Raw genomic sequence first — 21,134 nt, 5'->3', positions numbered from 1 at the left:
GCAGAACGGTTTTGATCATGTCCACTTCCGCCACGTTGCCCAGCGGCTCAGCCCCTCCCGAGCGGGTGACGATTCCATCGACACCCGCGCCCAAAGGCCCCCCGGTTTTTGAGCCGCTGAAAGGCGGTGAGCTGGTGCTGGGCACCATCGCCTTGTCGCTGGCCACGTTCATGAACGTGCTCGACACCTCGATCGCCAACGTGTCCATCCCGGCCATCTCGGGCGACATGGGTGTGAGCCCGGGGCAGGGCACCTGGGTGATCACTTCGTTTGCGGTCGCCAACGCCATTTCGGTACCGCTCACAGGCTGGCTCACGCAGCGCTTCGGGCAGGTGCGCCTGTTCACCATGAGCGTGTTGTTGTTTGTCCTGGCGTCCTGGCTGTGCGGGCTGGCACCCAACATTGGTACGCTGATCGCGTTTCGGGTGTTGCAAGGCCTGGTGGCCGGGCCCATGATTCCGCTGTCACAGACCCTGCTGTTGGCGAGCTATCCGAAAGCCAAGGCGGGCATGGCCATGGCCATGTGGGCGATGACGGTGCTGGTCGCGCCGGTGGCCGGACCTTTGCTGGGTGGCTGGATCACCGACAACTTCTCGTGGCCCTGGATTTTCTATATCAACATCCCGGTGGGGCTTTTTGCCGCCGGGTTGACCTGGTCGATCTACAAAAAGCGCGACCCGGGTCCACGCCGTGTGCCGCTGGATGTGATCGGCCTGGTACTGCTGATCCTGTTCGTGGGCAGCATGCAGATCATGATCGACATGGGCAAAGAACTGGACTGGTTTGAGTCGGGCGAAATCATCGCCCTGGCCGTGACCGCAGTGGTGTGTTTCCTGTTTTTCCTGGCCTGGGAGCTGACCGACAAACACCCGATCGTGGACCTTCGCCTGTTCGGCCAACGCAACTTCGTGACCGGCACACTGTCTTTGTCGATTGCCTATGGCCTGTTTTTTGGCAACGTGGTGTTGCTGCCGCTGTGGTTGCAGCAGCACATGGGCTACACGGCGACCTGGGCGGGCCTGGCCACCGCGCCAGTGGGGCTGCTGGCCATCGTTCTCTCCCCCTGGGTGGGCAAGAATGTGAGCCGCATCGATCCGCGCAAACTGGCCACGGTGGCCTTTCTGGGCTTTGGTCTGGTGTTGTGGATGCGCTCGAACTTCAATACCCAGGCCGACTTCACCACCATCCTGATCCCCACGGTCTTGCAAGGCGCGGCGATGGCATTTTTCTTTATTCCTTTGCAGGCCATCGTGTTCTCGGGATTGCCGCCAGAACGCATGCCTTCGGCCTCGGGTTTGTCGAATTTCGTGCGCATCACCGCTGGTGCGGTGGGCACTTCGCTGTTCACCACGCTGTGGGAAAGCCGCGCCGCATTGCACCACGCAAATCTGTCCGAAGCCATCAACGATGGCAGCGCCACGGCCGTGGGCACCATCGCGCAGTTGATGGCCAGTGGCATGAGCCGGGAGCAAGCGCTGGGCAGCATCAACCGCCTGATCAACCAGCAAGCTTTCACGATGGCGGTGACCGATGTGTTCTACCTCTCAGCCGCGTTGTTTTTCGTGCTGGTGTTGCTGGTGTGGATGGCCAAGCCCACCCTGGGCGAGGCGGCCGATGTGGGCGGCGCGCACTGACGGATTGAAGGGGTTCAATCAGCGCAGCATGCGGGTGAACGTGAGGAAGCGGCCTTTGTAGGCCTCGCCGCTTTCTTGTGTTTTGGCCGCGCTGGTCATCGTGAGATTCCAGCCGAGGGCCGCCATGGCTTTGCCAAAAGCCGAGCGGTTGCCGCGGTCGGGGTCGACGATGATCACTTCGGCCCCGGGCAAGGCGTGCTGGTCGATGAAGCGCGCGAGCTGTTCGGGCTGCTGGCGCTCGTAGAGCACATCGCTGCCCACAATCAAATCAAACTGCCCCAGGCCGCTGGCCCCGTCGGCATCGTCCACCGCCCAGTTGCCGGGCTGATAGGGCAGGGGGGGCAATTGGTTGGCCAGCAGGTTGGTGTTGAGGAATGTCTCGGTGAGCGGGTGCCAGTCGGTCACGGTCACATCGGCTTCTCTGCGGTGCATCACCAGGCTGGCCAGCGCCAGGCCGGCGCCAATTTCCAGAATGCGTTTGCCTGCGATGGCGTGGCTGTCCATGGCCAGCGCCAGCACCCGTGCCGAAGGCCAGACTTGTCCAAACAGCGGCCAGCCAGACTCACCCATGCCGGTGTCGTGTGCGGTGCCTTGCGGGTCGCTGTATTGCTGGTTGTCCAGCAGCGAACAGATGGCGTAGTCCCAGCCGCCTATCGTGACGGTCTGGTGTTTGACTTGGTAACCGGGCATGGGGCCTCTTTCATGGAATCTGCGGTGGATCGGTTTGAATCGACCGGGCACAACGATTCCCTGCATAAGAAGGGCCATGCGAGATGGATGGCGCCAAGTTAACACGTTTGTTTGCCCGGGTGCGAAGGCCATACAATGCAAAGCTTCACCGGGGGTGCCATCTCACGATCAAGTGGGCGCTGGCTGAGAAATACCCCTCTCACCTGATCTGGGTTGTGCCAGCGTAGGGAGCGTGATGAACCGGACGCCGTTTGCACGGGTGTCCGCCATTGTTCACGCTCTTTCCGGGCGGTTTTTTACAAGGCGGACTTCACCATGCAGCGGCGTTTTTTGTTTTCAGCGTTGGTTTCGGCTTCATTGATGTGTGCGGGCATGGTTTCTGCGGTGGCCCAGACCAAACCCCCTTTGCGGGTGCTCGCCCATGGGTCTTTTGACCTGCCCAAGCCGCTGCTGGCGCAGTTTGAGAAAGACGCAGGGGTCAAGCTGCAGATCGTCAAAGCGGGCGATGCCGGCGAGATGGTCAACAAACTCATCCTCACCCGGGCCCAGCCGATCGCCGACGTGGTTTTTGGCATTGACAACACCCTGGCGCTGCGGGCTCAGTCCGCGGGGGTGCTTGATGCTTACAGTGGCGCGGCCACCCAGCGCGCCGCTGCGACCGGCTTGCCCGAGAACCTGGTGCCCGTGGACTACGGGTATGTGAACCTCAACATCGACAAGGCCTGGTTCGCCGACAAGAAGCTGGCCTTGCCCACCTCCCTGGCTGATTTGACCAAGCCCGCCTATGCCAAGCTGCTCGTGGTGCAAAACCCGGCCACGTCGAGCCCGGGCCAGGCCTTCATGCTGGCCACGGTTGCCGGTCTGGGCGAAGAGGCCGCGTTCGATTGGTGGAAGCAGATGCGTGCCAACGGCGTGAAGGTGGTGAAAGGCTGGAGCGAGGCCTACTACACCGAGTTTTCCCGCAACGGCGGCGCCTATCCCATCGTGGTCAGCTACACCAGCAGTCCGGCGGCTGAAGTGTTCTACAGCAAAGAGAAGATCACCGAAGCCCCCACGGCCAACCTGTTCCTCAAAGGCGGCGTTTTTCGCCAGGTGGAGGGCGTGGCCATGGTCAAAGGGGGCAACCCGGCCGCCAGGGAAGCGGCGGGCCGCTTCATTGAATTTCTGCGCTCGGCGCCCGTGCAGGAAGGTTTGCAAACCACCATGTGGGTGTTTCCGGCCGAGGCCGGTGCGCCGCGCGTCGATGTGATCAAACAGCACGCGGCCGAGCCTTCGACCTTTGATGAGCTGAAAGCCCCTTTGACCGAAGCGCAGTCCAAAGCCTGGTTGCAGCGCTGGACCAAGACTGTTTTGAAATGAGGGCATGAGCCAGCCCACTGCATTTTGCTCAACCCTCATAAAAGGGCAGCGCCACCCAACCGCTGAAGCAGGATTGGCTGTGCTTTGGGCTGGATGGGTTTCCCAGGGCCCGCACGGGTGAAAACGCCACGGTTGACGGCGCGCTCGCTTGCGCTGGTTCCATTGGTCTTCCTGGTGGTGCTGCTGGCGGCGCCGGTGGTGCGCTTGCTGGCCGAGGGTTTTGGGTCGGGCGACTTGGGCACCAGCGGGCCTTTGCCTTGGTTGGCGCTTTGGCAAGATGATTATTTGCGCTGGCGTGTGGTGTGGTCGTTGTTGCAGGCGGCGGTGACTTGCGTGTTGGCCTTGTTGCTGGGGTTGCCTGTGGCCTGGGTGCTGGCGCGGCGGGAATTTGCCGGGCGGGCGCTGGTTTTGCGGTTGTTGATGTTGCCGTTTGTGGTGCCCACGCTCGTGGCGGCATTGGGCGTGTTGGCCTTGTGGGGGCCACGCGGCTGGTTGGGCGCACCCTTGGCCGAGGCCGGCTGGCGGCTGGATGAAACGCCATGGCTGCTGCTCTACGGCAACTTGTTTTTCAATTTGTGCCTGGTGGTGCGTGCGGGTGTGGATGCGCTGGAGCAGGTGAGCGCGCCGCGTGTGGCAGCCGCACGCACCTTGGGCGCTACCCCCTGGCGCGCATTCTGGCGCGTGGAGTGGCCGGCCATTGCGCCTTGGCTGGCGTCGGCTTTGTGCCTCGTGTTTTTGTACTGTTTCTCGGGCTTTGGTCTGGCGCTCATTCTGGGCGGGCAGCGGTACGCGACGGTTGAAGTAGAGATTTACACCTTGGTCGCGCATGAGCTGGAGCTGGGGCAGGCGGGTGTGTTGGCTGTGTGGATGCTCGGGCTCACTGGGGCGGTGGCGCTGGCCTACGCCTGGCTGGAAAAACGCTTGGCGGCCCCCGGACGGGTGATTCCGATGGCGCGCCAAAGACCGACTGGCTCGGCGCAGTGGTTTGCAGTTTGGGCCGCTGTGGGCGTGCTGGTGCTGGTGTGCGCTGCGCCGCTGCTGGCCATCGGGTTGCAGGCTGGCCGTGCGCTTCTGGTCGGACAAGGACTTGATGTTTTGACGGAGACTGAGACGCTGACTGCGTTGTGGAACACATTGCGGTTTTCAGCGATGGCTTTGGCCTTGGCCACAGGCCTGGGGCTCACACACGCGCTGGCTGTGCGAGCCTTTGATGCGTCCGGTAGCTCCCAAGGCGGGGCCTTGGCCTGGCGGGCGGCGGCCTACCTGCCGTTTGTGGTGTCGCCTGTGACGGTGGCGTTCGGACTCTTGTTGCTCTACCCGAGCTGGACCGCTAGCCTGGCCTTGTTGATTGGTGCCTATGCTTTGCTGGCCTATCCGTTTGTGGCCAAATCGCTCACCGCGGCGCTCGACAATTTGCCAGAGAGCTACGCGCAGGCGGCGGCCACGCTGGGTGCGCGACCAGTGCGGGTGTTGTGGCGGGTGACGCTTCCTTTGGTGAGCCAGGCTTTGCGCCGGGGCATGGCCTTTGCGGCGGCCACCGCGCTGGGTGAGTTTGCTGTGACTTTGTTTCTCTCTCGCCCCGAATGGGCCACGCTCACCCAGTTGATCTACGCGCGCCTGGGACGGCCAGGGGCTGCCAATCTGGACGCCGCGCTGGTGCTGGCCTGCGTGCTCATGGCACTGGCGCTGCTGGCCTTCACGCTGATCGAAGGCCCCTCGAAGAAAGACCCTGCCGTCCATGCTTGAATTGCGCCACCTCTCCAAACAATGGGACCACCGCCCGTTGCTCTCAGACGTCAATCTGCGGATTGACGCCGGGGAAACCGTGGCGCTGCTGGGCGCATCGGGCAGTGGCAAAAGCACCTTGCTGAAAATGGTGGCCGGGCTGGAGATGCCGGAATCGGGCAGCGTGTGGTTTGACGGCAAGGACATCACCGCCTTGCCTCCGGAGCAGCGCGGCTTTGCGCTGATGTTTCAGGACTTCGCCTTGTTTCCACACCTCGATGTGCTGCACAACGTGGCCTTCGGGCTGGTTGAGCAAGGCATGCGCAAGCCAGTGGCCCGGGCGCAAGCGCTTGAGATGCTGGAGCGCTTTGGATTGGGTGGGCACGCCAAAGCGCGGGTCTGGACGCTGTCGGGGGGCGAGCAGCAGCGCGTGGCGCTGGCCCGGGCGCTGATCACCCAGCCGCGCGCCCTCTTGCTTGATGAGCCGTTTTCAGCGCTCGACGCCCAGTTGCGCGAGCAGTTGCGGGTCGAGTTCTGTGACCGCATCCGGGAAGCGGGCATGACCGCCATCCTCGTCACCCACGATGAGACCGAAGCCCGGGCCATGGCTCAGCGCGCCTGGGCATTGGAAGCGGGCCAGCTCAAGCAGCTCTGGTAGCCCGGTGCCGGTAACGTCCAGGGATTCTGAGCCTTGGCAGGCCTTCGAGGGCGGCGGACCGGCGCTGCGGCACAATGGGCTGGCACCCAAGCTGGGGTGCGGCTTTCCAACGGAGGTTTTTCCATGGGCTGGTTCTCCAAGAGCACCGACTTTTTCCTGAGCACGACCACCCCCCCCGGTATAGCGCTGGACCAGTATCTCGGCGTGGTCAATGGCGAGGCGATCATCGGGGCGAATATTTTTCGCGACATGTTTTCGTCGGTGCGGGATGTGGTCGGCGGACGGGCTGGTGGCTACGAGCGCGCGCTGGCGGGGGCACGCGATGCGGCCCTGGAAGAGCTCATTGATGCGGCCCGGGAGCTGGGCGCCAATGGCGTGATCGGCATGGATTTTGACTACGAAGTGCTGGGTGAGACCAACGGCATGATGATGGTCGCAGTCAGCGGCACGGCGATCAAACTGCCTTGAATTCGACCTGCCTGGGCACGGTGATTTTTAGAGATTCTTATGGATGCATACATACTGATTGGCAACGCCAACACGCGAAAAACCTCGGTGGTGCGCAGCCTCACGGGGTGCTTCAACCGCAGCGTGCGCGACATTCAATTGCAGAGCGGCAAGCGCCCGGTGCGGTTTTATGCCCGCGTGGGGGCCTTGCAATCCACCCGGACCACCATTGACGAGTTTGTGCAGGAAGTGGCTCGAGCCCGCTGCGAGGCGGTGGTCTTTTGTCTGGCACCACACGCGCACAAGACCGATCTGCTGGAGTACCCGGATGCGCAGGCGTACGTAGCCGCCTTCCGTGCCCAGGGATGGCGTATCAAGGCCGTGGCTGTGCTCGGCCAGGACGGCGGCGGTGTGCGCACGCCCAATTTGCGGCAACACACCCAGGCGCCCACGGCACCCGTGAACGCCACAGCCCGGGATATCAGAGCCCAGTTCGGCTGGATATGAGCCTCTTTGCCGGGTTGGCCATGTGCACGCCTTTGCCGAGTCTATGGCTGCCTTATTCTCTATCCCCGGGAACCCTTTGAACCCCTCGCAGCCTACTTCCGGATGGCCCAGACCGCCATCGATCGTGGCCGCCCGTGAAGGGTTGGCACGCTCGCTGGCGCTGTTGGTGGTTGCCTTGACGATGGTGCTGTTCGTCTCTGAGCGTCTGATGGGCCTGCCCTTGGACGCCGACAGCTTGCTGGGTCTGGGTCTGGGCGCGATTGCCTTGCTCAGCTGGGGGTTGCTCAGGCGGCAGCACTACGAAGGCGTGGCCTGGTTGCTGGTGGCCAGCTTGCTCACGCAAGCCTCGGCGTCGGCGTATTTTTTTGGCTCGGTGCGGACAGTGAATATCTGGCTCATCGTGGTCGCACAGATCGGAGTCGGCATTTTTCTGAGCCGCCGTTCCTTGGTGTGGACCACCCTCGGTGTGATCCTGCTGATCGGGCTGCTGACGTGGGCGGACGCGCAGGGGTTGCTCAAAGCGCGGATCGGTTTTGACGTGGGGTTGCGCACCTGGATGATGCAGGTGGCCTGTCTGCTGGGGGTTGCTGCCATGGTGTACCTCAACCGGATCCAGATGCGCACGGCGCAGCAACAGCAATTGCAGGAAGCCAACCAGCGTTTGCAGGCCCAGCTTGAGCGGGACCATGGCATGGAGCGGTTTTCCCGCATCTTTTTCTCCAGCCCCACCCCGATTTTTGTGCAATCGGCGCGCACCGGTCACATCTTGGACGTGAACCAGGCCTTTGAGCAAGTCACAGGCTATTCGCGCGAGGCGGTGTTGAACCGGCGCGATGCGTTCCTGTGGTTGCAGGATGCCAGCCACGAAGCCTTTGTGCAGAACCGGCGCAGCCAGTGGCGAACCGGCTGGCAGCCGATCACCGGCCTGTGTGCCAACGGCCAAGAACTGCCACTGATGATCTGCAGCGAACGGGACGAAGACCCGGACGACAGTCTGGTCATCACGGTCTTGCGCTTGCGGGGCGAGGAGCAGGACAGTGCTTGATTCCCGCCCGCTGGATGATCCCTCGGAGATTCGGCGCTTTCAGAGCAGCGCCCGCACCCGCAGCCTGAAGTCTGTGCTGCTGTTCATTGCAGCGTTGATGGCTCCCCTCACGGCGGTGGATATCTGGATGGCGCCCCCCGGGGATTCCAGGGCCGTCATTTCGATGTCAATGACGTTGCTTGCGCTGTGGTCCTACCTCATGCTCAAGCGCAAACGCAGCGATCTGATGCGTTTGCCGCTGGTGGTGGGCATACTGTTTCTGGGCAGCTGGGCCATGTACAGCTATGGATCGGTCCGCGCCTCGTCTTCTTTTTCCTTGATCGCATCCGTGGTGCTGGCTGGCTCTTTTTTGAGCTTGCGGTATGTGGCCGTGACCTTGTTGGCCAGCATGGGGATTCTGGGCGCATTGACCTGGGCCGAAGCCAGTGGGCGAATGGGCCCGCCGTCGTTCGTGGCCGACGTTCGCTACTGGATGATGGCCAGCGTCATCCTGGCGGTGGTGGGCGCGTTGTTGTATTACGTGCGCGGAGCCACCGATGAGGCCCATGTCCGGCGCCTCAACCAGATGGAGGATCGCCTGCGACTGGAGTTCGAGCGCGACCAGTCATTGCGGCGGTTTGGACGCATTTTTCGGCTCAATCCCACGGCATTGCTGATTCAGTTGGCCAGCACCCAGACTGTGCTGGAGGTGAACCCCGCCTTTGAGCGCAGCCTGGGCTATGAAGCAGAGCGCATCGTAGGCCGGCCAGCCGGATCGCTGTGGGCCACCGATCTGCATTGGCGCGAACATCTTCGGGTGTTGTTTGAAAAAGGGTCCACAGGCTGGCAGCAAGTCCTGTGGCTGCGGGCCAACGGCCAAGCAATTGATGTCTGGGTTTACAGCGAATTGAGCGAGGACCACAGTGGCATGTTGATCACCACCACCGTGGCGGAGCGGCTCCCCGGAGGTGCGGAGACGGCAGGGACCCTTGAGGCCGCGGTTTGATCAACCGCCCCGCAGGGTGTTGAGAATTTTCAGCCCCCCGCGGCCCGTGGCTTCATGGCCTGCCTGTTCCTGTTCGATCTTGATGGCGGCCCGACTGCGTTCGCCCAGCATGCCGTCCACCTCGCCGATGTCGTGGCCGCGCAAGATCAGCAGGCCCTGCAATTCGCGGCGCTCGACGCGGGAGATGCCTGGGTCGTCGGTGGGCCAGGGTGTCACAAATGGGCCTGCGCCACGCAGGCGGTCGCTTAGATGGGCAATCGCGAGGCCATAGCTTTCAGCGGCGTTGTAGCTGTAAATGGCATCGAAGTTGCGGAACACCAGAAAAGCTGGGCCGTTGGGGCCGGCGGGGGTCAGCAGCCCGGCCTGGCCGGCGTCGTCGGGCAGGGGCGAACCGTCTACCGATTGAACGCCTCGGGCCTTCCATTCGTTGATGCTGCGTTTGCTGCGACGGCCTTCTCCGGCCGCGTTGAATCCGGTCGGCAGCCGGACCTCAAGGCCCCAGGGCTGCCCCGTGCGCCAGCCCGCCTTCTTGAGGAAGTTTGCCGTGGAGGCCAGGGCGTCCGAGGCGTTGTCCATCAGGTCGGCGCGCCCGTCGCCGTCAAAGTCAACGGCCAATCGCTCGAAGGTGCTGGGCATGAACTGGGTGTGGCCAAAAGCGCCCGCCCAGGAACCCACCAGGCGCTCGGGCGCGATGTCGCCCTTTTGCAGAATGCGCAGGGCGGCATAGAGCTCGGTGCGAAAGTAATCCTGGCGGCGGCCAAAACACGACAGGGTGCCCAGCGATTGCAGCAGCGGGTATTTGCCAAATGTTTGACCAAAGTTGCTTTCCACGCCCCACACGGCGACCACCGTGGCCGGATCGACGCCGAAACGTTGCTCCACTTGCTTCAGGGTTTCGGCATGGCGGACCAGCATCGCTTGTCCCTCCTGCACCCGCTCTTCATCCACCAGCCCACTGAGGTAGTCCCAGATGGCCGAGCGGAATTCAGGCTGGTAATCGAGCTTTTCGATCACGCTCATGTCGGGTGTGAGTCCCTGGGTGAGCTTTTGGTAGGTTGACGAGGTCACTCCGGCTTTGCTGGCGTCACCCTGCAGGCCGTCGAGGCAGCGGGCAAATTCGGGTGAGGTCGTCTGGGCGAGGGCCGGCAGGGCAAGGGTCGCCAGGGTCAGACGCAGGGTGAGTTTTAAAACGAACATGGATGAGGAAGATTGAATCAGTGTCAGGAATCGAGACCGTTGCCAGAGCGAGTGACTGCCCCAGCGCACATTGTGGAACTGGCGTTGCCAGGCTACAGGGGTGGTCCCCCTCAGGGGGGTGTATCGAAGAGGCGCCGGGAGCTTCATACCCTCCAGGTGCTGCCGTGTTCGGGCACCAGTGCGCTCCATTTCAGCTCGTGCTCAATGCGCTGGCGCAGTGCGTCTGAGGCCGCAGGGTCGCCGTGGGTGACAAATACACGCTGGGGTGGCGCGGACAGGCTGCGCAACCAGTCGATGAGCTGGCTGGCATCGGCGTGTGCGGAGGCTGCTGTCAGCTGAACGATCTCGGCACGAACGGTGAGATCCTGGCCGTGCATGCGCAGATGGGTGGCGCCAGCGGCCAGGGATGCGCCTCGGGTGCCTGGGGCCTGGTAGCCACTGAGGATCACCATGTTGCGGTGGTCGCCCAGGTATTTGGCGAGGTGGTGCAGCACACGCCCGCCCGTGGCCATGCCGCTGGCCGAGAGAATGACTTTGGGTCCGTGTTGCAGGGCGATGGCTTTGGACTCGTCGGTGGTGCGGGTCATTTTGGCCACCGCCTCCATGGCATGGCATTGCGTGGCGTTGAGCCGGTGCTCACCGATGTGCCTGGCAAACAGCCCGGTGCTGTTGATGGCCATGGGGCTGTCCAGGTAAATCGGCAGGCTGTGGGGTAAATCGTCCTGGGACTTGAGTTGGGCGATGGCGTGCAGGAGGGCCTGGGCACGGCCTACCGCGAACGCGGGGACCACCGCTGTACCGCCGCGTGCGGCGCAGCGTTTCAAGGCGGGGCCGAGTTCCGCGAACACATCTTCGTCGGGGTGTTCTCGGTCGCCATAAGTCGACTCACAAACCACGGTGTCGGCGGCTGGTGGTTTTTCGGGGGCCAGCATCAGCACGTCATCGGGTCGACCAAGGTCACCGGAGAACAGGATGCGGCGCCCGCCGACCGCCAGCAAGATGCTGGCTGCCCCCAGGATATGACCTGCACCATAGAAGCGGGCTTGCCAGCCGGGCAACGGTTCGAAGGTCTGGTCCATGGGCACCGTGCGGATCAGCTTGAGGCTGCGCATGGCGTCGTCTTCGGTGTAGAGGGGCAACGCCGGCGCATGCTTCGAGAAACCATGGCGATTGGCGAAATCGGCATCGGCTTCCTGGATATGGCCGCTGTCGGGCAGCAAAATTTGGGCAAGATCCCGCGTGGCAGGCGTTGCCCAGACCGTGCCCCGGAAGCCTTCTTTGGCCAGCAGCGGCAGGTAGCCACTGTGGTCCAGGTGGGCATGGGTCAGCAGGACTGCGCCAATGTTGTTGGGCAACACCGGCAAGGGGTCGCGGTTGCGCAGCCGCAACTGCTTGTAACCCTGGAAGAGGCCACAGTCGATCAACAGGCTCTGGCCGTCGTGTTCAACCAGGTATTTGGAGCCGGTGACCGTGCCTGCGGCCCCGAGAAAGCGAATGGATACAGTCATGGGTTCATGGTACTCCGCGTGGCCGGTGTCGTGCTCATTCGGCGTCGAGCTTCAAGCCCATGCGCTCTGCGCGTTTGGCCCACAGCTGGCGCGCGAGCTGCTGCATGTCTTCGACCTTGTCACCCTCGTCGAGGATTTCGATGCCCAGCAGGGTTTCGACCACGTCTTCCAGCGTGACCAGTCCTTTGGTTTCGCCATATTCACCGACCACAACGGCAATGTGCTGGCGCTGTTCAAGCAGGGTCTCCAGCAGACGCGAGAGCGGCGTGGAGGAGGGCACCGAGACGATCTCACGCCGGAAGGTGGACACGGGCTGCTCACCCTTGCCCTGGTTCTGCGCCACCAGCAGGTCTTCGCGCAGCACAAAGCCGCTCACCGAATCCAGGTCGTTCCCGTATATGGGCAGGCGCGAGAACGGGGTTTTTTCAGGTGTTCCCAGTGCCTCGTGCACCGGGGTGTCTTTTTGCAGCGCCGCGACCACGATACGCGGCGTCATGATGGTGCTGGCCTCGACCGACTTGAACAGGAACAGGTTGCGGATGATCTTGGATTCGCGCTCGTTGATCAGGCCCTGTTCCTGTCCGATACCGGCCAGAGCAACAAACTCTTCGCGGTTGAAGTCGTGCAGCTTCTTGCCGCCGGAGATCAGGCGCGTGATTCTTTCCGAGACCACGATCAGCGGGTACATGCTCTTGACCAGCAGGTTCACAAAGGCCGCAGTCGGGCTGGCCAGTTGGCGCCAGTACACCGCACCCAGTGTCTTGGGCACGATTTCGGAGAGAAAGAGGATGAGCAGCGTCATCACCGCCGAGAACAGGCCGAACCAGGCGCTGCCGAACACCGACGTGGCTTTGGAGCCGGCGCCGATGGCCCCTACCGTGTGGGCGATGGTGTTGACGGTGAGGATGGCGGCCAGCGACTGATCGATGTTGTCTTCCTTCAGTTGTTTGAGCAAGGTGGCCTTTTGGGGCTGGGCCTCTTTCAGTCCGGCGATATAGGACGGCGTGATGCTCAGCAGTGTGGCCTCGGCCACGGAGCAGAGGAAGGAAAACAGCAGGGCCAGTACCACGTACAGCACGAGCAGGAAGGCATCGCTCCCGAGTGAAGTGGCGGCCAGGGATTCGAAGGTGTTGGTCAAGGGGGGGTGGGGTCCATCGGATGGTTCTGAGGCGGTTGTCGAACGCGCGAATGCGCGAACGGGCAAAGGGGCTTGTGGCGAAGGGCGGATCGTGAAGCCCTTCGCAGGGATTACCCGCTGCTGCGCAGCAGCAGGGCGGGGTTGATTTGCATCTGGCGCAGCAGGTAGTGTGCCCCCAGGCCCAGGCTGATGACGCTCACGGCCACGGCGGTGAGCGCACCGCTCCAGTACAGGCCCAGGGGGTCCATGTCCAGGCGCCAGCGCAGCAGTCCGGTGGCCAGCGCACTGCCTGCGACGATGGCAAAGCCGGCGGTCACAAAGGCCAGCAGCGCGTATTCCCAGATCAGGACGCGCCGCAGCATCGAATGCCGCGCGCCCAATGCGTGCATCACGGTTGCGTCGTACACCTGCCGGCTGCGGCTGGCGGCGACGACGCTGCCCAGCACCAGCAGGCTGGCCGCCAGACACACCAGCGCGACTACCGCCAACCCCCTGCTGGCGCGCGCCATCAGGGCGCGGGTTTCGCGCAGCACCGATTCGGTGCGCACGGTGGCGATGTTGGGGGCGGCAGCGGCCAACCGGTCCTGCGCGGCGAGCGATTCCTCCGCGGGCATGTAGGCCGCGCCCACGTGGCGTGTGATGAAAGGGTCGAGCACGCCGTCGCTGAAGATGGCTTCGAGCCACAGGCGCGACTGCATGCGACGCTGGCTGTAGATGGCGCTGAGCGTGGCCGCTACCGGTGTGCCCAGGATGTCGAAGCGCAGCTGGTCACCCACCTGCAGGCCAAGCTGGTCGGCTTCGCGGTCTTCCATGGCCACCAGCGGCTTGCCGCGGTGGCCCTCGGGCCACCAGGTGCCACGCACCACCACCACGTCGTCGAAATTGCCGGCCTGGTTACTCAGCTTGTGTTCGTCGCGTGCCTCTCGCGCGCGCGCGCCATCGCCGCTGTCGCGCAAGGCCTCGCCGTTGACGGCGGCCAGGCGACCCAGCACCAGTGGTGCGGTGCGCACCTGCTGCAGGCCGGGCGAGGCATTCAAGGTGTCCTGCAGCAGGGGTATCTGTTCGGTCTGGACATCGTAGAACACCAGTGCCGGCGCGTTGGCCGGCACGGTCTCGTTCACTGTGCGCAGCAGCGTGGTGACCACCAGCGTGCAAGCCACCAGCAGCGTGAGCGCCGAACCCAGCGACAGCAGGGCCGGGCGCAGTGGCGAGGCCGGTTGCTGCAGGTTGGCCAGCGCGAGCTGCATGGCGAGCGGTGGCGACCATCGCTTGCTGGCCTGCAGACGACCCGCCAGCACCCGCAGTCCGCGTGTGAGCCCCTCCAGCAGCGCCAGCAAGGCCGCCGTGGCGAGCACGAAGCCCAGACCAAAGCGCGGATCGGGTAGCGCCACCACCAACAGTGCCACCACCGCCAGCGCCACCGCGCCGGTGAGCAACCAGGCGCGCCGTGGCGTGCGCAGCGACACGCCGTCGACGCCGCGGAACAGGGCCGCGGGGGTGACCGACAGCGCGCGCCCGAGCGCTGGCAGGGCAAATACCACCGCGGTCAACACGCCAAAGGCCAACGCTACCAGTGAGGGTTGCCAGAGGCCGTTGAGCAAGAGCGCGATCGGCAGGCGGTCGGCGGTTGCCAGCGCGCCGGCCAGCGCCAGTGCATTGCCGAGCAGCACACCTGCGGCGCTGGCCAGCAGGGCCAGCATCACGATCTGGATCAGCACCATCGCCGCCAGCCGACCGTCGCGCAGGCCCAGCGCGCGCAACGTGGCCAGTGACGTGAGCTTGCCCTGCAGGTAGGCTTGCACGCTGTTGAACACGCCCAGGCCACCGATGAACAGCGCCGAGAAGCCGATCAGCAGCAGGCCGGAACCGATCTGGCCCAGCACTTCGGCCATGCGCTCGCTGCGCTCGTCGAAGGTGTCGACCTCGGCATCGAGTGCTGGAAAGGCGGCGACGAACGCATCCCGCCAGGTGCTGGGTGGCTGTTCGGTGCGCACGCGGTAGCGGTAATCGATGCGGCTGAGCGGCTGCACCAGACCGGTGGCGATCAGCGCACCGTCGGCCACCAGTACCGGCGCAGCGCCCCAGTCGGCACGCAGGCTGCGGTCGGGCTGGCGGGTGATGAGGGCGCGCACGGTCAGGCTCAGGTCGCCGACCTCGACGGTATCGCCCACTGAAAGATCCATGCGCTGGGCCAGGGTGGCATCGAGCGCCGCACCCCAGGCGCCGCCGCGCTCTGCCAGCGTGGTATCGAGCGTGCCGGCGGGTGCCAGCGTCACCTGGCCATACAGCGGGTAGGCAGCATCGGCACTCTGCAATTCGATCAGCTGTGCGTGGCCGTCTTCGCTGCGCAGCATGGTGCGCAGCTCGATCAGACGCGAGACGGTCGCGGCGCCTTCACCGGGTGCCAGCATCCAGGCCAGTACTTCGGGTGGCAGCGGCTGCGCCGACTCGACCTCGACGTCGCCGCCGAACAGCAGCCGCGCGTCAGCCCGCAAGGCATCGGCCACCTGCCGATAAAGGCCACCGCCAGCCGCCACCAGAGACACACCCAGTAGCAGGCAGGCGACAAAGATCCAGAGTTGGCGGCCGCTGGCGCGCAGGTCGCGCCAGGCCAGACTAAACAGGAACCGCATCAGGTGCGACCACCCTGTCGGCTGGGGCCGCAGGTGTTTCGTGCAACTGGCCGTCGTGCAGGCGCAGCACACGGTCGCAACGCGCGGCGAAATCCAGGTCGTGGGTCACCAGCACCAGCGTGGTCCCTTGCTCCCGGTTGAGTTCAAACAGCAGTTCACGCACCGATTCGGCGGTGTGGTCGTCGAGGTTGCCGGTGGGCTCGTCGGCCAGCAGCAGGCTGGGCCGATGTACCAGCGCGCGTGCGATCGCCACCCGCTGCTGCTCGCCACCGGAGAGCTGGCTGGGGTGGTGGTTCAGCCGGCCACCCAGTCCCACGCGCTCCAGCATGGCTGTGGCCAGGTGGCGCGCGTCGCGCCGCCCGGCCATCTGCAACGGCAACGCCGCGTTGTCCAGCGCCGTGAGCGAGGGGAGCAGGTGAAAACTCTGGAACACGATGCCCACACGCTCGCGGCGCAGGTCGGCCAGACCGTCAGCGTCCAGCGTGCCCAGATCCACCCCGTCGACGATCACGCGGCCGCTGCTCGGGCGCTCCAGGCCCGAGAGCAGCAACAGCAACGAGGTTTTGCCGGAGCCGGACGGCCCTGCAATCGCCACGCGGGTTCCGGCGGCGATGCGGATGCTCACGTCCCGCAGCACGTCCACCCGGTCGCGCGCGAGCGGGTAGGACATGCAGAGCTGTTGGGTTTCGATGACGGCAGGCGTGGCTTGCGTGGTGGGCATGGGTGGCAGTTGGCTCACTGTTGGGGTCTGCATTGTCCGAGGCCATGCTGGCGCCAAGGTTCCCGCAGTGGGATCAGGGGCCCCTATGCCCCCCTTGGCCAGGCCCTCGGCTGCGCGCTTGTGGGTGGAACGCTGCCGGGTTCGACGGGCTGTGTCGGGAGTCGATAGCGTGACGGGCGACAAAGCCTTACGCTGGCGCAGCGCTCAGGCGCCGGGGAGACAGCATGTCGGCGGTCAAGCCCTGCTCGGTCAGGTGCGCGGGCAGCGGCAGCTGGCGCACCATTGCCGAACAGGCCCCGCCCATGGCGGCACTGGTCTGGATGCCATAGCCCCCTTGCGCGGCGCACCAGAAAAAGCCGCTGGCGTTGGCATCGAAGCCCGCCACCAGGTCGCCATCGTTCACGAAGGAACGCAGTCCGGCCCAGGTGTGGCTGGGACGCACACTCAGCGTGGTCGCGGTTTCCAGGGCATCGATGGCAATGGCGACGTCCAGCTCTTCGGGCTGCACGTCTTGCGGATGGGTGGGGTCTTCGTTGACGGGCGATGCGAGCAAGGCGCCAGCATCGGGCTTCATGTAAAAACGCGCCTGCACATCCAGGACCATGGGCCATGCGGCCGATGGCATGTTGGCAGGCGCGGAGAAGGTGAATGCGCTGCGGCGTTTGGGGACCAGCCCGATGGGGGGTACGCCCGCGAGCCCTGCGATGGTGTCGCACCAGGCGCCTGCTGCATTGATGAGCACGGGCGCGCTGTAGCGGGTGCCCGCCGTTGTGGTGACCTCCCAGAGGTCGTTGGTGCGCTGGATGGCCAACACTTCGGCGTTGTTGAACAAGTCTCCTCCAGCGCGCCTGAATCCCCTCAGGTAGCCTTGGTGGATCGCATGCACATCCATGTCATAGCTCTCAGGCTCCAGAATGGCCGCGCTCACCTGATCGGGTCGCAAGGCTGGAACAAGCGCACACGCCTGTTCGCTGGTCAGCCACTGGCCGGTGCTGCTGGTTTGGCGCAGCACATCCCAGGCGGTTTGTAGCGCGGGCAAGTCGGCCTCACTGGCAAAGGTCAGGAGACCGCGCGGCAGCAGCAGGGGTGCGCTGGAAAAGCCTTCGGGGGGGTGTTGAAAAAAGGCCTCGCTGGCGCGTGTCAGTGCACGCACCTGCGGTGTGCCGTAGGTGGCGATGTACTGTGCGGCCGAGCGGCCTGTGCTGTGGTAGCCCGGCTGGCTCTCACGCTCCAGCATGACGCAGCGGCCGTGTGGCGCGAGGAAAAAACCAGTGGAGGCCCCCGCGATGCCGGCGCCGAGGATGAGGAAATCGCTGTGAATGGCTTGCATGGTGCGTCATCGTAAAGGAGGGTCGCGCGTTTGCAAATTCCACGGTGCACATTCGATTCGCGTAGAGACAGCGCGCTGAAGGCCTGTCCCGATGGCGGGTGCGTCAATGCAAAGGGCGAGTGGGCTGGCGAGGTGCCGCTGAACCTTGCTGTGCGCACCGAAGCGCCAGGACCAAGGCCCATGCCGCGAGCAGGCCATAGACCCAGGCCAGGGCGTCCGGGCCCGTGGAGGGACTCCAGTGGCCAACGGCGAGCAAAAGCACGGGGCCCAGGAACGGGGCGCATGGCTGCCAACCCTGGCACGGACTGGGTGCTTCGGTCTGCCGGGGCATGGACCAGGACAAGGCCAGCAGCAGCATGCCCACCAGACCATGTGCCAGGGTTTGACCCGACCACAACAGACCACCGCCCATCGCCACCCCGATCAGTGGCAGCAACTGGCGGGCCATGGGGGGCAGGTGGCGAGGCAGGCCTTCCATGCGGACGAGGGCGGGCATGATGGCCATCAAGCCCAGGTGCAAGCCCACCACGGTGTGGCTCGACCAGCCCACGCTGGTGCACCAGGCATTGCTCAACCACAGCGAACCCATCATGCACCCCATGGCCGTTGCAGGCAGACTGCTGGTCAGCACGCGGCCGGTGCCAGGTCGGGACGCCGCCGGCGCATGCTCCGGCGTGGCCATCCAGGCCAATGCGGCCGCACCGAGCAACACCCCGCCAGCGATCAGGCTCTGGGTGGAGGGGGTTGCCGATGCGCCGACGGCGCTCCAGGTGGCCAGCGCCGCAAGCACAGGCGGCCAGCCCGCCCAAGGCCGTTGGCAGCGCTGGGTAGCCAGACTGTGGTGATCCATTGCAGCGGTCCAGCCGCCCCACACCGCAGCCAGTGCGAGCAGCCCCGCGATGGCCGGCGCACCGGCCTGCGTTTGGGCCAGCGCTGTTGCACCGCCCGCCGTGACCAGGCCCAGCGCCAGCAAGCTGGAGCGGGATGAATTGATTCGCCAGCCGGGTCGTTGGGCGACGAGCAAGCGCACGGTCCACCAAAGCGCCACGGCCACCAGTCCGCTGGCGAGTGACCAGCTCAGGCGTTGCCCTTGTTGGCCCAGCCAGACCCAGCCCATGAGCAAGGCCGTCCAGCGCGCCAGGGCCAGAGCGGGGACCTTCCAGCCAGAAGGCTGGAAAGCGTCAGACCCGGTCATAGGCGTGCAGCTGGTCGGAGCCCGAGGCGGCGTGCACGCTGGCATTGAACGACACGATGATGCGATCGGCCTCGCCTTGGTAAGGCAGGGCCTGGTGCGGTAACCAGGCGGGGAAAACCACCAGCTGACCCGGTACAGGCGCCACATCGAGATGGGCCGACTGCAGGTAGGCGTTGCCGAAATCCATGTGGGCACCGCCGAGCTGGTTGAAGTGCGGGCCATAAAAGCGGGTGATGCCATTGGTTGTGCCGAAAGCACCATGCGCCTCGCGCGGATCCGGGGCATCAACCTGCACGCAATACACCCCCGACCAGGAGCAGTTGCCGTGGGTGTGTATGTCGTGGTGGCTGCCCTGGTTGCTGATCTGGAACCAGATACCTCGCAGGGCGATCTGCAGGCCAGGTTTGGCTTCGGGCCATGCCGTCTGGTTGGCCAGCACCACGGTCTGGCGCAGGCCGTCCACCAGAAAGCCGATCAGCTGTTCCCATTCAGACAAGCGCACACGCTGCAGCAAGTCGTCCCGGCTGGCATAAAACGGCGCGCCTGCGCGGGCGCTGGGGTCGGTGGCGCGCATGGACTGGAACACCCGCACCAGCGTCGGGTTGATGTCTTTGGCTTGCGCCCAATGGTGCACCCCCATGGGGGTGCACCAGTTTTGAATCAGGGCTTGCGGTGGCATCGGATGGCGGTGAGGGCTCAGGCCGCTTCGGTCAAATGGGCTGGCCAGCGCAGGCGGTGGCCGGTGCGCACGGCCAAGGCCTCGATGTCTTCGGGGCTGTCGACGTCGGTGCGGTAGCGCAGATTGCTGCTCACCCAGCGGTGCACCGCTTCGGGGTGGGCCGATTGCCACTGTTTGCAACCGATACGGGCTTCTCCGGCCAAAATCTGGTCGCGCACGTCATTGCTGAACATCACCGGGTTGCCCGGCTGCCCGTCCACAGTCGGTTGCACCACCTGAGCGCCCTCGGGCCGCTTTTTGTACGCACTGATCAGGTCGTTGATGTCTTGCGAGTTGATCAAGGGCTGATCGGCCAACGCCACCAGCACGGTGTCGGTCTTGGGCGAGAGCGCTTGCAGGCCAAGCCGCAGTGACGAAACCTGGCCTGCGTCCGGGTCGGGATTGCGCACCAGCGTGACCGGGAAGTCCTGCACCGCCGGCTCGATCTGATCGGCGTAGTGGCCCAGCACCACGACCAGCTCGTCCACGCCTGCGCCTGAGAGCGCAATCAGCTGGCGACGGATCAGCGGCACGCCGCCCAGCTCCAGCAAGCTCTTGGGCCGGTTGCCCATGCGCGAACCCGAGCCCGCTGCCAGCAACACCGCGCCCACCACCAACCGGCTGTACAGGCCGCCGCCGCCTTTGAGAATGCAGCCCATATCAGCTCCCGCAACACGATTTTTTGACGGCTTGGGGCCCATTGGCCACCGTTACCGCCGGGGTTTGAGACGCTGGCGTCGGATCCGCCGCCTGCTGGGCGCCGCCGCAACAGGATTTTGCAGGCATCACGGCATCTTCTTGTCCCGCAGCGGGTGGCGCCAACGGGGCAGGCTCCTGGCGGTGTGTTGCGCGGCCCCGATGGGCGGCCACCACGGCCGCCAGCACCGACAGCGCAATTTCTTCCGGTGTCTGTGCGCCAATCGATTCGCCTGCGGGCGCAATGATGCCCGCTACGCGATCCGCGTCTTCACCGCCGGCGACAAGGCTGCTGCGCAACACGCCCGCCTTGCGTTCGCTGGCCACAAACCACAAATGGCTGGGCGCCAGAGCCAATGCGGCTTTCAGGCCGGGCAGATCGCGCCGGCCTTGGGTGGCCACCACGGCATAGCCACCGCTGTTGAGTTGGGAAACAACGTGGCTGGCCTCGTCGCTGGCGAGGACAACGCTGGCGTCAGGGTGATCGCTGGACATGGCGCCCTCTGCGACCAGGGCCACGCACAAGCCCACGCGCGGCGCCAGCCCCACCAGTGCCCGGGCGACCGGTGAGTCGCCGAACACCGTGAGTTGGGTGGCCGGCAAGACCGGGTCAACGAACAGCTCGAGCGTGCCGCCTGAATGGCAGGCCATGCCAAATTCCAGCACATCGCCCAGCGTGCGCTCGGCGGTTGTATCGGTCGGTGCGATACGGATGGTTTGAGATTGACCATCGGCGAGGGCACGGCGCACGGTTTTCAGCACCGCGGGTTGGGCACAGCCGCCGCCGATCCACCCGTGAATCTGGCCATCGGCAGTGACCAGGGCCTTGTCGCCCGGTTTGGCCGAGGTGGGCGCCTCGGCGCGCAACACGGTCACCAGCGCGAACGCTTGTTGTGCGGCTTGCAGACGGGCCGCCTGGGTTATCCAGTCGTTTCGGTTCATGCGGTT

At 64.8% G+C, this 21,134-nt stretch carries 19 protein-coding genes and 1 riboswitch; of the genes, 8 read left to right on the top strand and 11 right to left on the bottom strand.

Annotation, left to right across the window (positions count from 1 at the left end):
- The first annotated feature begins 17 nt into the window (after nt 1–17).
- The gene (locus tag E5678_RS09045) at nt 18–1,634 is read left to right on the top strand and encodes a DHA2 family efflux MFS transporter permease subunit (RefSeq protein ID WP_136178217.1); all 1,617 of its coding nucleotides are present in this window, start codon (nt 18–20) and stop codon (nt 1,632–1,634) included.
- An 18-nt stretch (nt 1,635–1,652) separates the two neighbouring features.
- Here E5678_RS09045 and E5678_RS09040 read toward each other — a convergent pair whose 3' ends face one another.
- Complete coding sequence (locus E5678_RS09040; RefSeq protein WP_136178216.1) at nt 1,653–2,324, bottom strand: methyltransferase domain-containing protein; 672 nt, start codon at nt 2,322–2,324, stop codon at nt 1,653–1,655.
- 140 nt (nt 2,325–2,464) lie between these two features.
- Nucleotides 2,465–2,572: riboswitch (TPP riboswitch) on the top strand.
- A gap of 67 nt (nt 2,573–2,639) precedes the next feature.
- Here E5678_RS09040 and E5678_RS09035 point away from each other — a divergent pair.
- From E5678_RS09035 to E5678_RS09005, 7 genes are all read left to right on the top strand, one after another.
- Nucleotides 2,640–3,683 carry a thiamine ABC transporter substrate-binding protein gene (locus E5678_RS09035; RefSeq protein ID WP_136178215.1) on the top strand — a complete coding sequence of 348 codons (1,044 nt, stop codon included), beginning with the start codon at nt 2,640–2,642 and terminating at the stop codon, nt 3,681–3,683.
- Between the two features lie 117 nt (nt 3,684–3,800).
- Nucleotides 3,801–5,429, top strand: coding sequence for an iron ABC transporter permease (locus E5678_RS09030; protein WP_247596960.1), 1,629 nt, complete (start codon nt 3,801–3,803; stop codon nt 5,427–5,429).
- On the top strand, nt 5,422–6,066 hold the full coding sequence (locus tag E5678_RS09025) for an ABC transporter ATP-binding protein (protein ID WP_136178213.1): 645 nt from the start codon (nt 5,422–5,424) through the stop codon (nt 6,064–6,066). Before E5678_RS09030 ends, E5678_RS09025 begins: the two co-directional genes overlap by 8 nt.
- A gap of 123 nt (nt 6,067–6,189) precedes the next feature.
- Nucleotides 6,190–6,534, top strand: coding sequence for a heavy metal-binding domain-containing protein (locus tag E5678_RS09020; protein WP_136178212.1), 345 nt, complete (start codon nt 6,190–6,192; stop codon nt 6,532–6,534).
- Between the two features lie 39 nt (nt 6,535–6,573).
- The gene (locus tag E5678_RS09015; protein WP_136178211.1) at nt 6,574–7,020 is read left to right on the top strand and encodes a hypothetical protein; all 447 of its coding nucleotides are present in this window, start codon (nt 6,574–6,576) and stop codon (nt 7,018–7,020) included.
- Between the two features lie 124 nt (nt 7,021–7,144).
- Nucleotides 7,145–8,065, top strand: coding sequence for a PAS domain-containing protein (locus E5678_RS09010; RefSeq protein WP_168708524.1), 921 nt, complete (start codon nt 7,145–7,147; stop codon nt 8,063–8,065).
- Nucleotides 8,058–9,050: a PAS domain S-box protein gene (locus E5678_RS09005; RefSeq protein WP_136178209.1), complete on the top strand. Its 993-nt coding sequence runs from the start codon at nt 8,058–8,060 to the stop codon at nt 9,048–9,050. The genes E5678_RS09010 and E5678_RS09005 overlap by 8 nt, the downstream gene beginning before the upstream one ends.
- On the opposite strand, the gene E5678_RS09000 is transcribed toward E5678_RS09005, so the two are convergent.
- The 10 genes from E5678_RS09000 to E5678_RS08955 form a co-directional block, all read right to left on the bottom strand.
- Entirely contained in the window at nt 9,051–10,247 is a 1,197-nt protein-coding gene (locus E5678_RS09000; RefSeq protein ID WP_136178208.1) for a lytic murein transglycosylase, read from the bottom strand.
- Nucleotides 10,248–10,390: 143 nt separating this feature from the next.
- The gene (locus tag E5678_RS08995; protein WP_136178207.1) at nt 10,391–11,755 is read right to left on the bottom strand and encodes an MBL fold metallo-hydrolase; all 1,365 of its coding nucleotides are present in this window, start codon (nt 11,753–11,755) and stop codon (nt 10,391–10,393) included.
- Between the two features lie 34 nt (nt 11,756–11,789).
- Nucleotides 11,790–12,893 carry a hemolysin family protein gene (locus E5678_RS08990; RefSeq protein ID WP_136178206.1) on the bottom strand — a complete coding sequence of 368 codons (1,104 nt, stop codon included), beginning with the start codon at nt 12,891–12,893 and terminating at the stop codon, nt 11,790–11,792.
- A gap of 110 nt (nt 12,894–13,003) precedes the next feature.
- Nucleotides 13,004–15,526, bottom strand: coding sequence for an FtsX-like permease family protein (locus E5678_RS08985; protein WP_136178205.1), 2,523 nt, complete (start codon nt 15,524–15,526; stop codon nt 13,004–13,006).
- Entirely contained in the window at nt 15,510–16,247 is a 738-nt protein-coding gene (locus tag E5678_RS08980) for an ABC transporter ATP-binding protein (protein ID WP_210732013.1), read from the bottom strand. The genes E5678_RS08985 and E5678_RS08980 overlap by 17 nt, the downstream gene beginning before the upstream one ends.
- A 187-nt stretch (nt 16,248–16,434) precedes the next feature.
- Complete coding sequence (locus E5678_RS08975; protein WP_136178203.1) at nt 16,435–17,577, bottom strand: FAD-binding oxidoreductase; 1,143 nt, start codon at nt 17,575–17,577, stop codon at nt 16,435–16,437.
- A 103-nt stretch (nt 17,578–17,680) separates the two neighbouring features.
- Complete coding sequence (locus tag E5678_RS08970; protein ID WP_136178202.1) at nt 17,681–18,772, bottom strand: hypothetical protein; 1,092 nt, start codon at nt 18,770–18,772, stop codon at nt 17,681–17,683.
- Complete coding sequence (locus E5678_RS08965) at nt 18,759–19,451, bottom strand: TIGR02466 family protein (RefSeq protein ID WP_136178201.1); 693 nt, start codon at nt 19,449–19,451, stop codon at nt 18,759–18,761. Before E5678_RS08965 ends, E5678_RS08970 begins: the two co-directional genes overlap by 14 nt.
- A gap of 17 nt (nt 19,452–19,468) precedes the next feature.
- Nucleotides 19,469–20,149: a nucleotidyltransferase family protein gene (locus tag E5678_RS08960; RefSeq protein ID WP_136178200.1), complete on the bottom strand. Its 681-nt coding sequence runs from the start codon at nt 20,147–20,149 to the stop codon at nt 19,469–19,471.
- A gap of 1 nt (nt 20,150) precedes the next feature.
- On the bottom strand, nt 20,151–21,128 hold the full coding sequence (locus tag E5678_RS08955) for an XdhC family protein (RefSeq protein ID WP_168708523.1): 978 nt from the start codon (nt 21,126–21,128) through the stop codon (nt 20,151–20,153).
- Between the last annotated feature and the right edge of the window lie 6 nt (nt 21,129–21,134).

It is taken from the genome of Hydrogenophaga sp. PAMC20947 (assembly GCF_004795855.1).
In the GTDB taxonomy this organism is placed as follows: domain Bacteria; phylum Pseudomonadota; class Gammaproteobacteria; order Burkholderiales; family Burkholderiaceae_C; genus Hydrogenophaga.
This window is presented reverse-complemented; position numbering and strand designations above follow the sequence as displayed.

Coding starts and splice junctions, on each gene's coding strand:
- E5678_RS09045 (WP_136178217.1), top strand. CDS start 18: ATGTCCACTTCCGCCACGTTGCCCAGCGGCTCAGCCCCTCCCGAGCGG.
- E5678_RS09040 (WP_136178216.1), bottom strand. CDS start 2,324: ATGCCCGGTTACCAAGTCAAACACCAGACCGTCACGATAGGCGGCTGG.
- E5678_RS09035 (WP_136178215.1), top strand. CDS start 2,640: ATGCAGCGGCGTTTTTTGTTTTCAGCGTTGGTTTCGGCTTCATTGATG.
- E5678_RS09025 (WP_136178213.1), top strand. CDS start 5,422: ATGCTTGAATTGCGCCACCTCTCCAAACAATGGGACCACCGCCCGTTG.
- E5678_RS09020 (WP_136178212.1), top strand. CDS start 6,190: ATGGGCTGGTTCTCCAAGAGCACCGACTTTTTCCTGAGCACGACCACC.
- E5678_RS09015 (WP_136178211.1), top strand. CDS start 6,574: ATGGATGCATACATACTGATTGGCAACGCCAACACGCGAAAAACCTCG.
- E5678_RS09000 (WP_136178208.1), bottom strand. CDS start 10,247: ATGTTCGTTTTAAAACTCACCCTGCGTCTGACCCTGGCGACCCTTGCC.
- E5678_RS08995 (WP_136178207.1), bottom strand. CDS start 11,755: ATGACTGTATCCATTCGCTTTCTCGGGGCCGCAGGCACGGTCACCGGC.
- E5678_RS08985 (WP_136178205.1), bottom strand. CDS start 15,526: ATGCGGTTCCTGTTTAGTCTGGCCTGGCGCGACCTGCGCGCCAGCGGC.
- E5678_RS08980 (WP_210732013.1), bottom strand. CDS start 16,247: ATGCCCACCACGCAAGCCACGCCTGCCGTCATCGAAACCCAACAGCTC.
- E5678_RS08975 (WP_136178203.1), bottom strand. CDS start 17,577: ATGCAAGCCATTCACAGCGATTTCCTCATCCTCGGCGCCGGCATCGCG.
- E5678_RS08970 (WP_136178202.1), bottom strand. CDS start 18,772: ATGACCGGGTCTGACGCTTTCCAGCCTTCTGGCTGGAAGGTCCCCGCT.
- E5678_RS08965 (WP_136178201.1), bottom strand. CDS start 19,451: ATGCCACCGCAAGCCCTGATTCAAAACTGGTGCACCCCCATGGGGGTG.
- E5678_RS08960 (WP_136178200.1), bottom strand. CDS start 20,149: ATGGGCTGCATTCTCAAAGGCGGCGGCGGCCTGTACAGCCGGTTGGTG.
- E5678_RS08955 (WP_168708523.1), bottom strand. CDS start 21,128: ATGAACCGAAACGACTGGATAACCCAGGCGGCCCGTCTGCAAGCCGCA.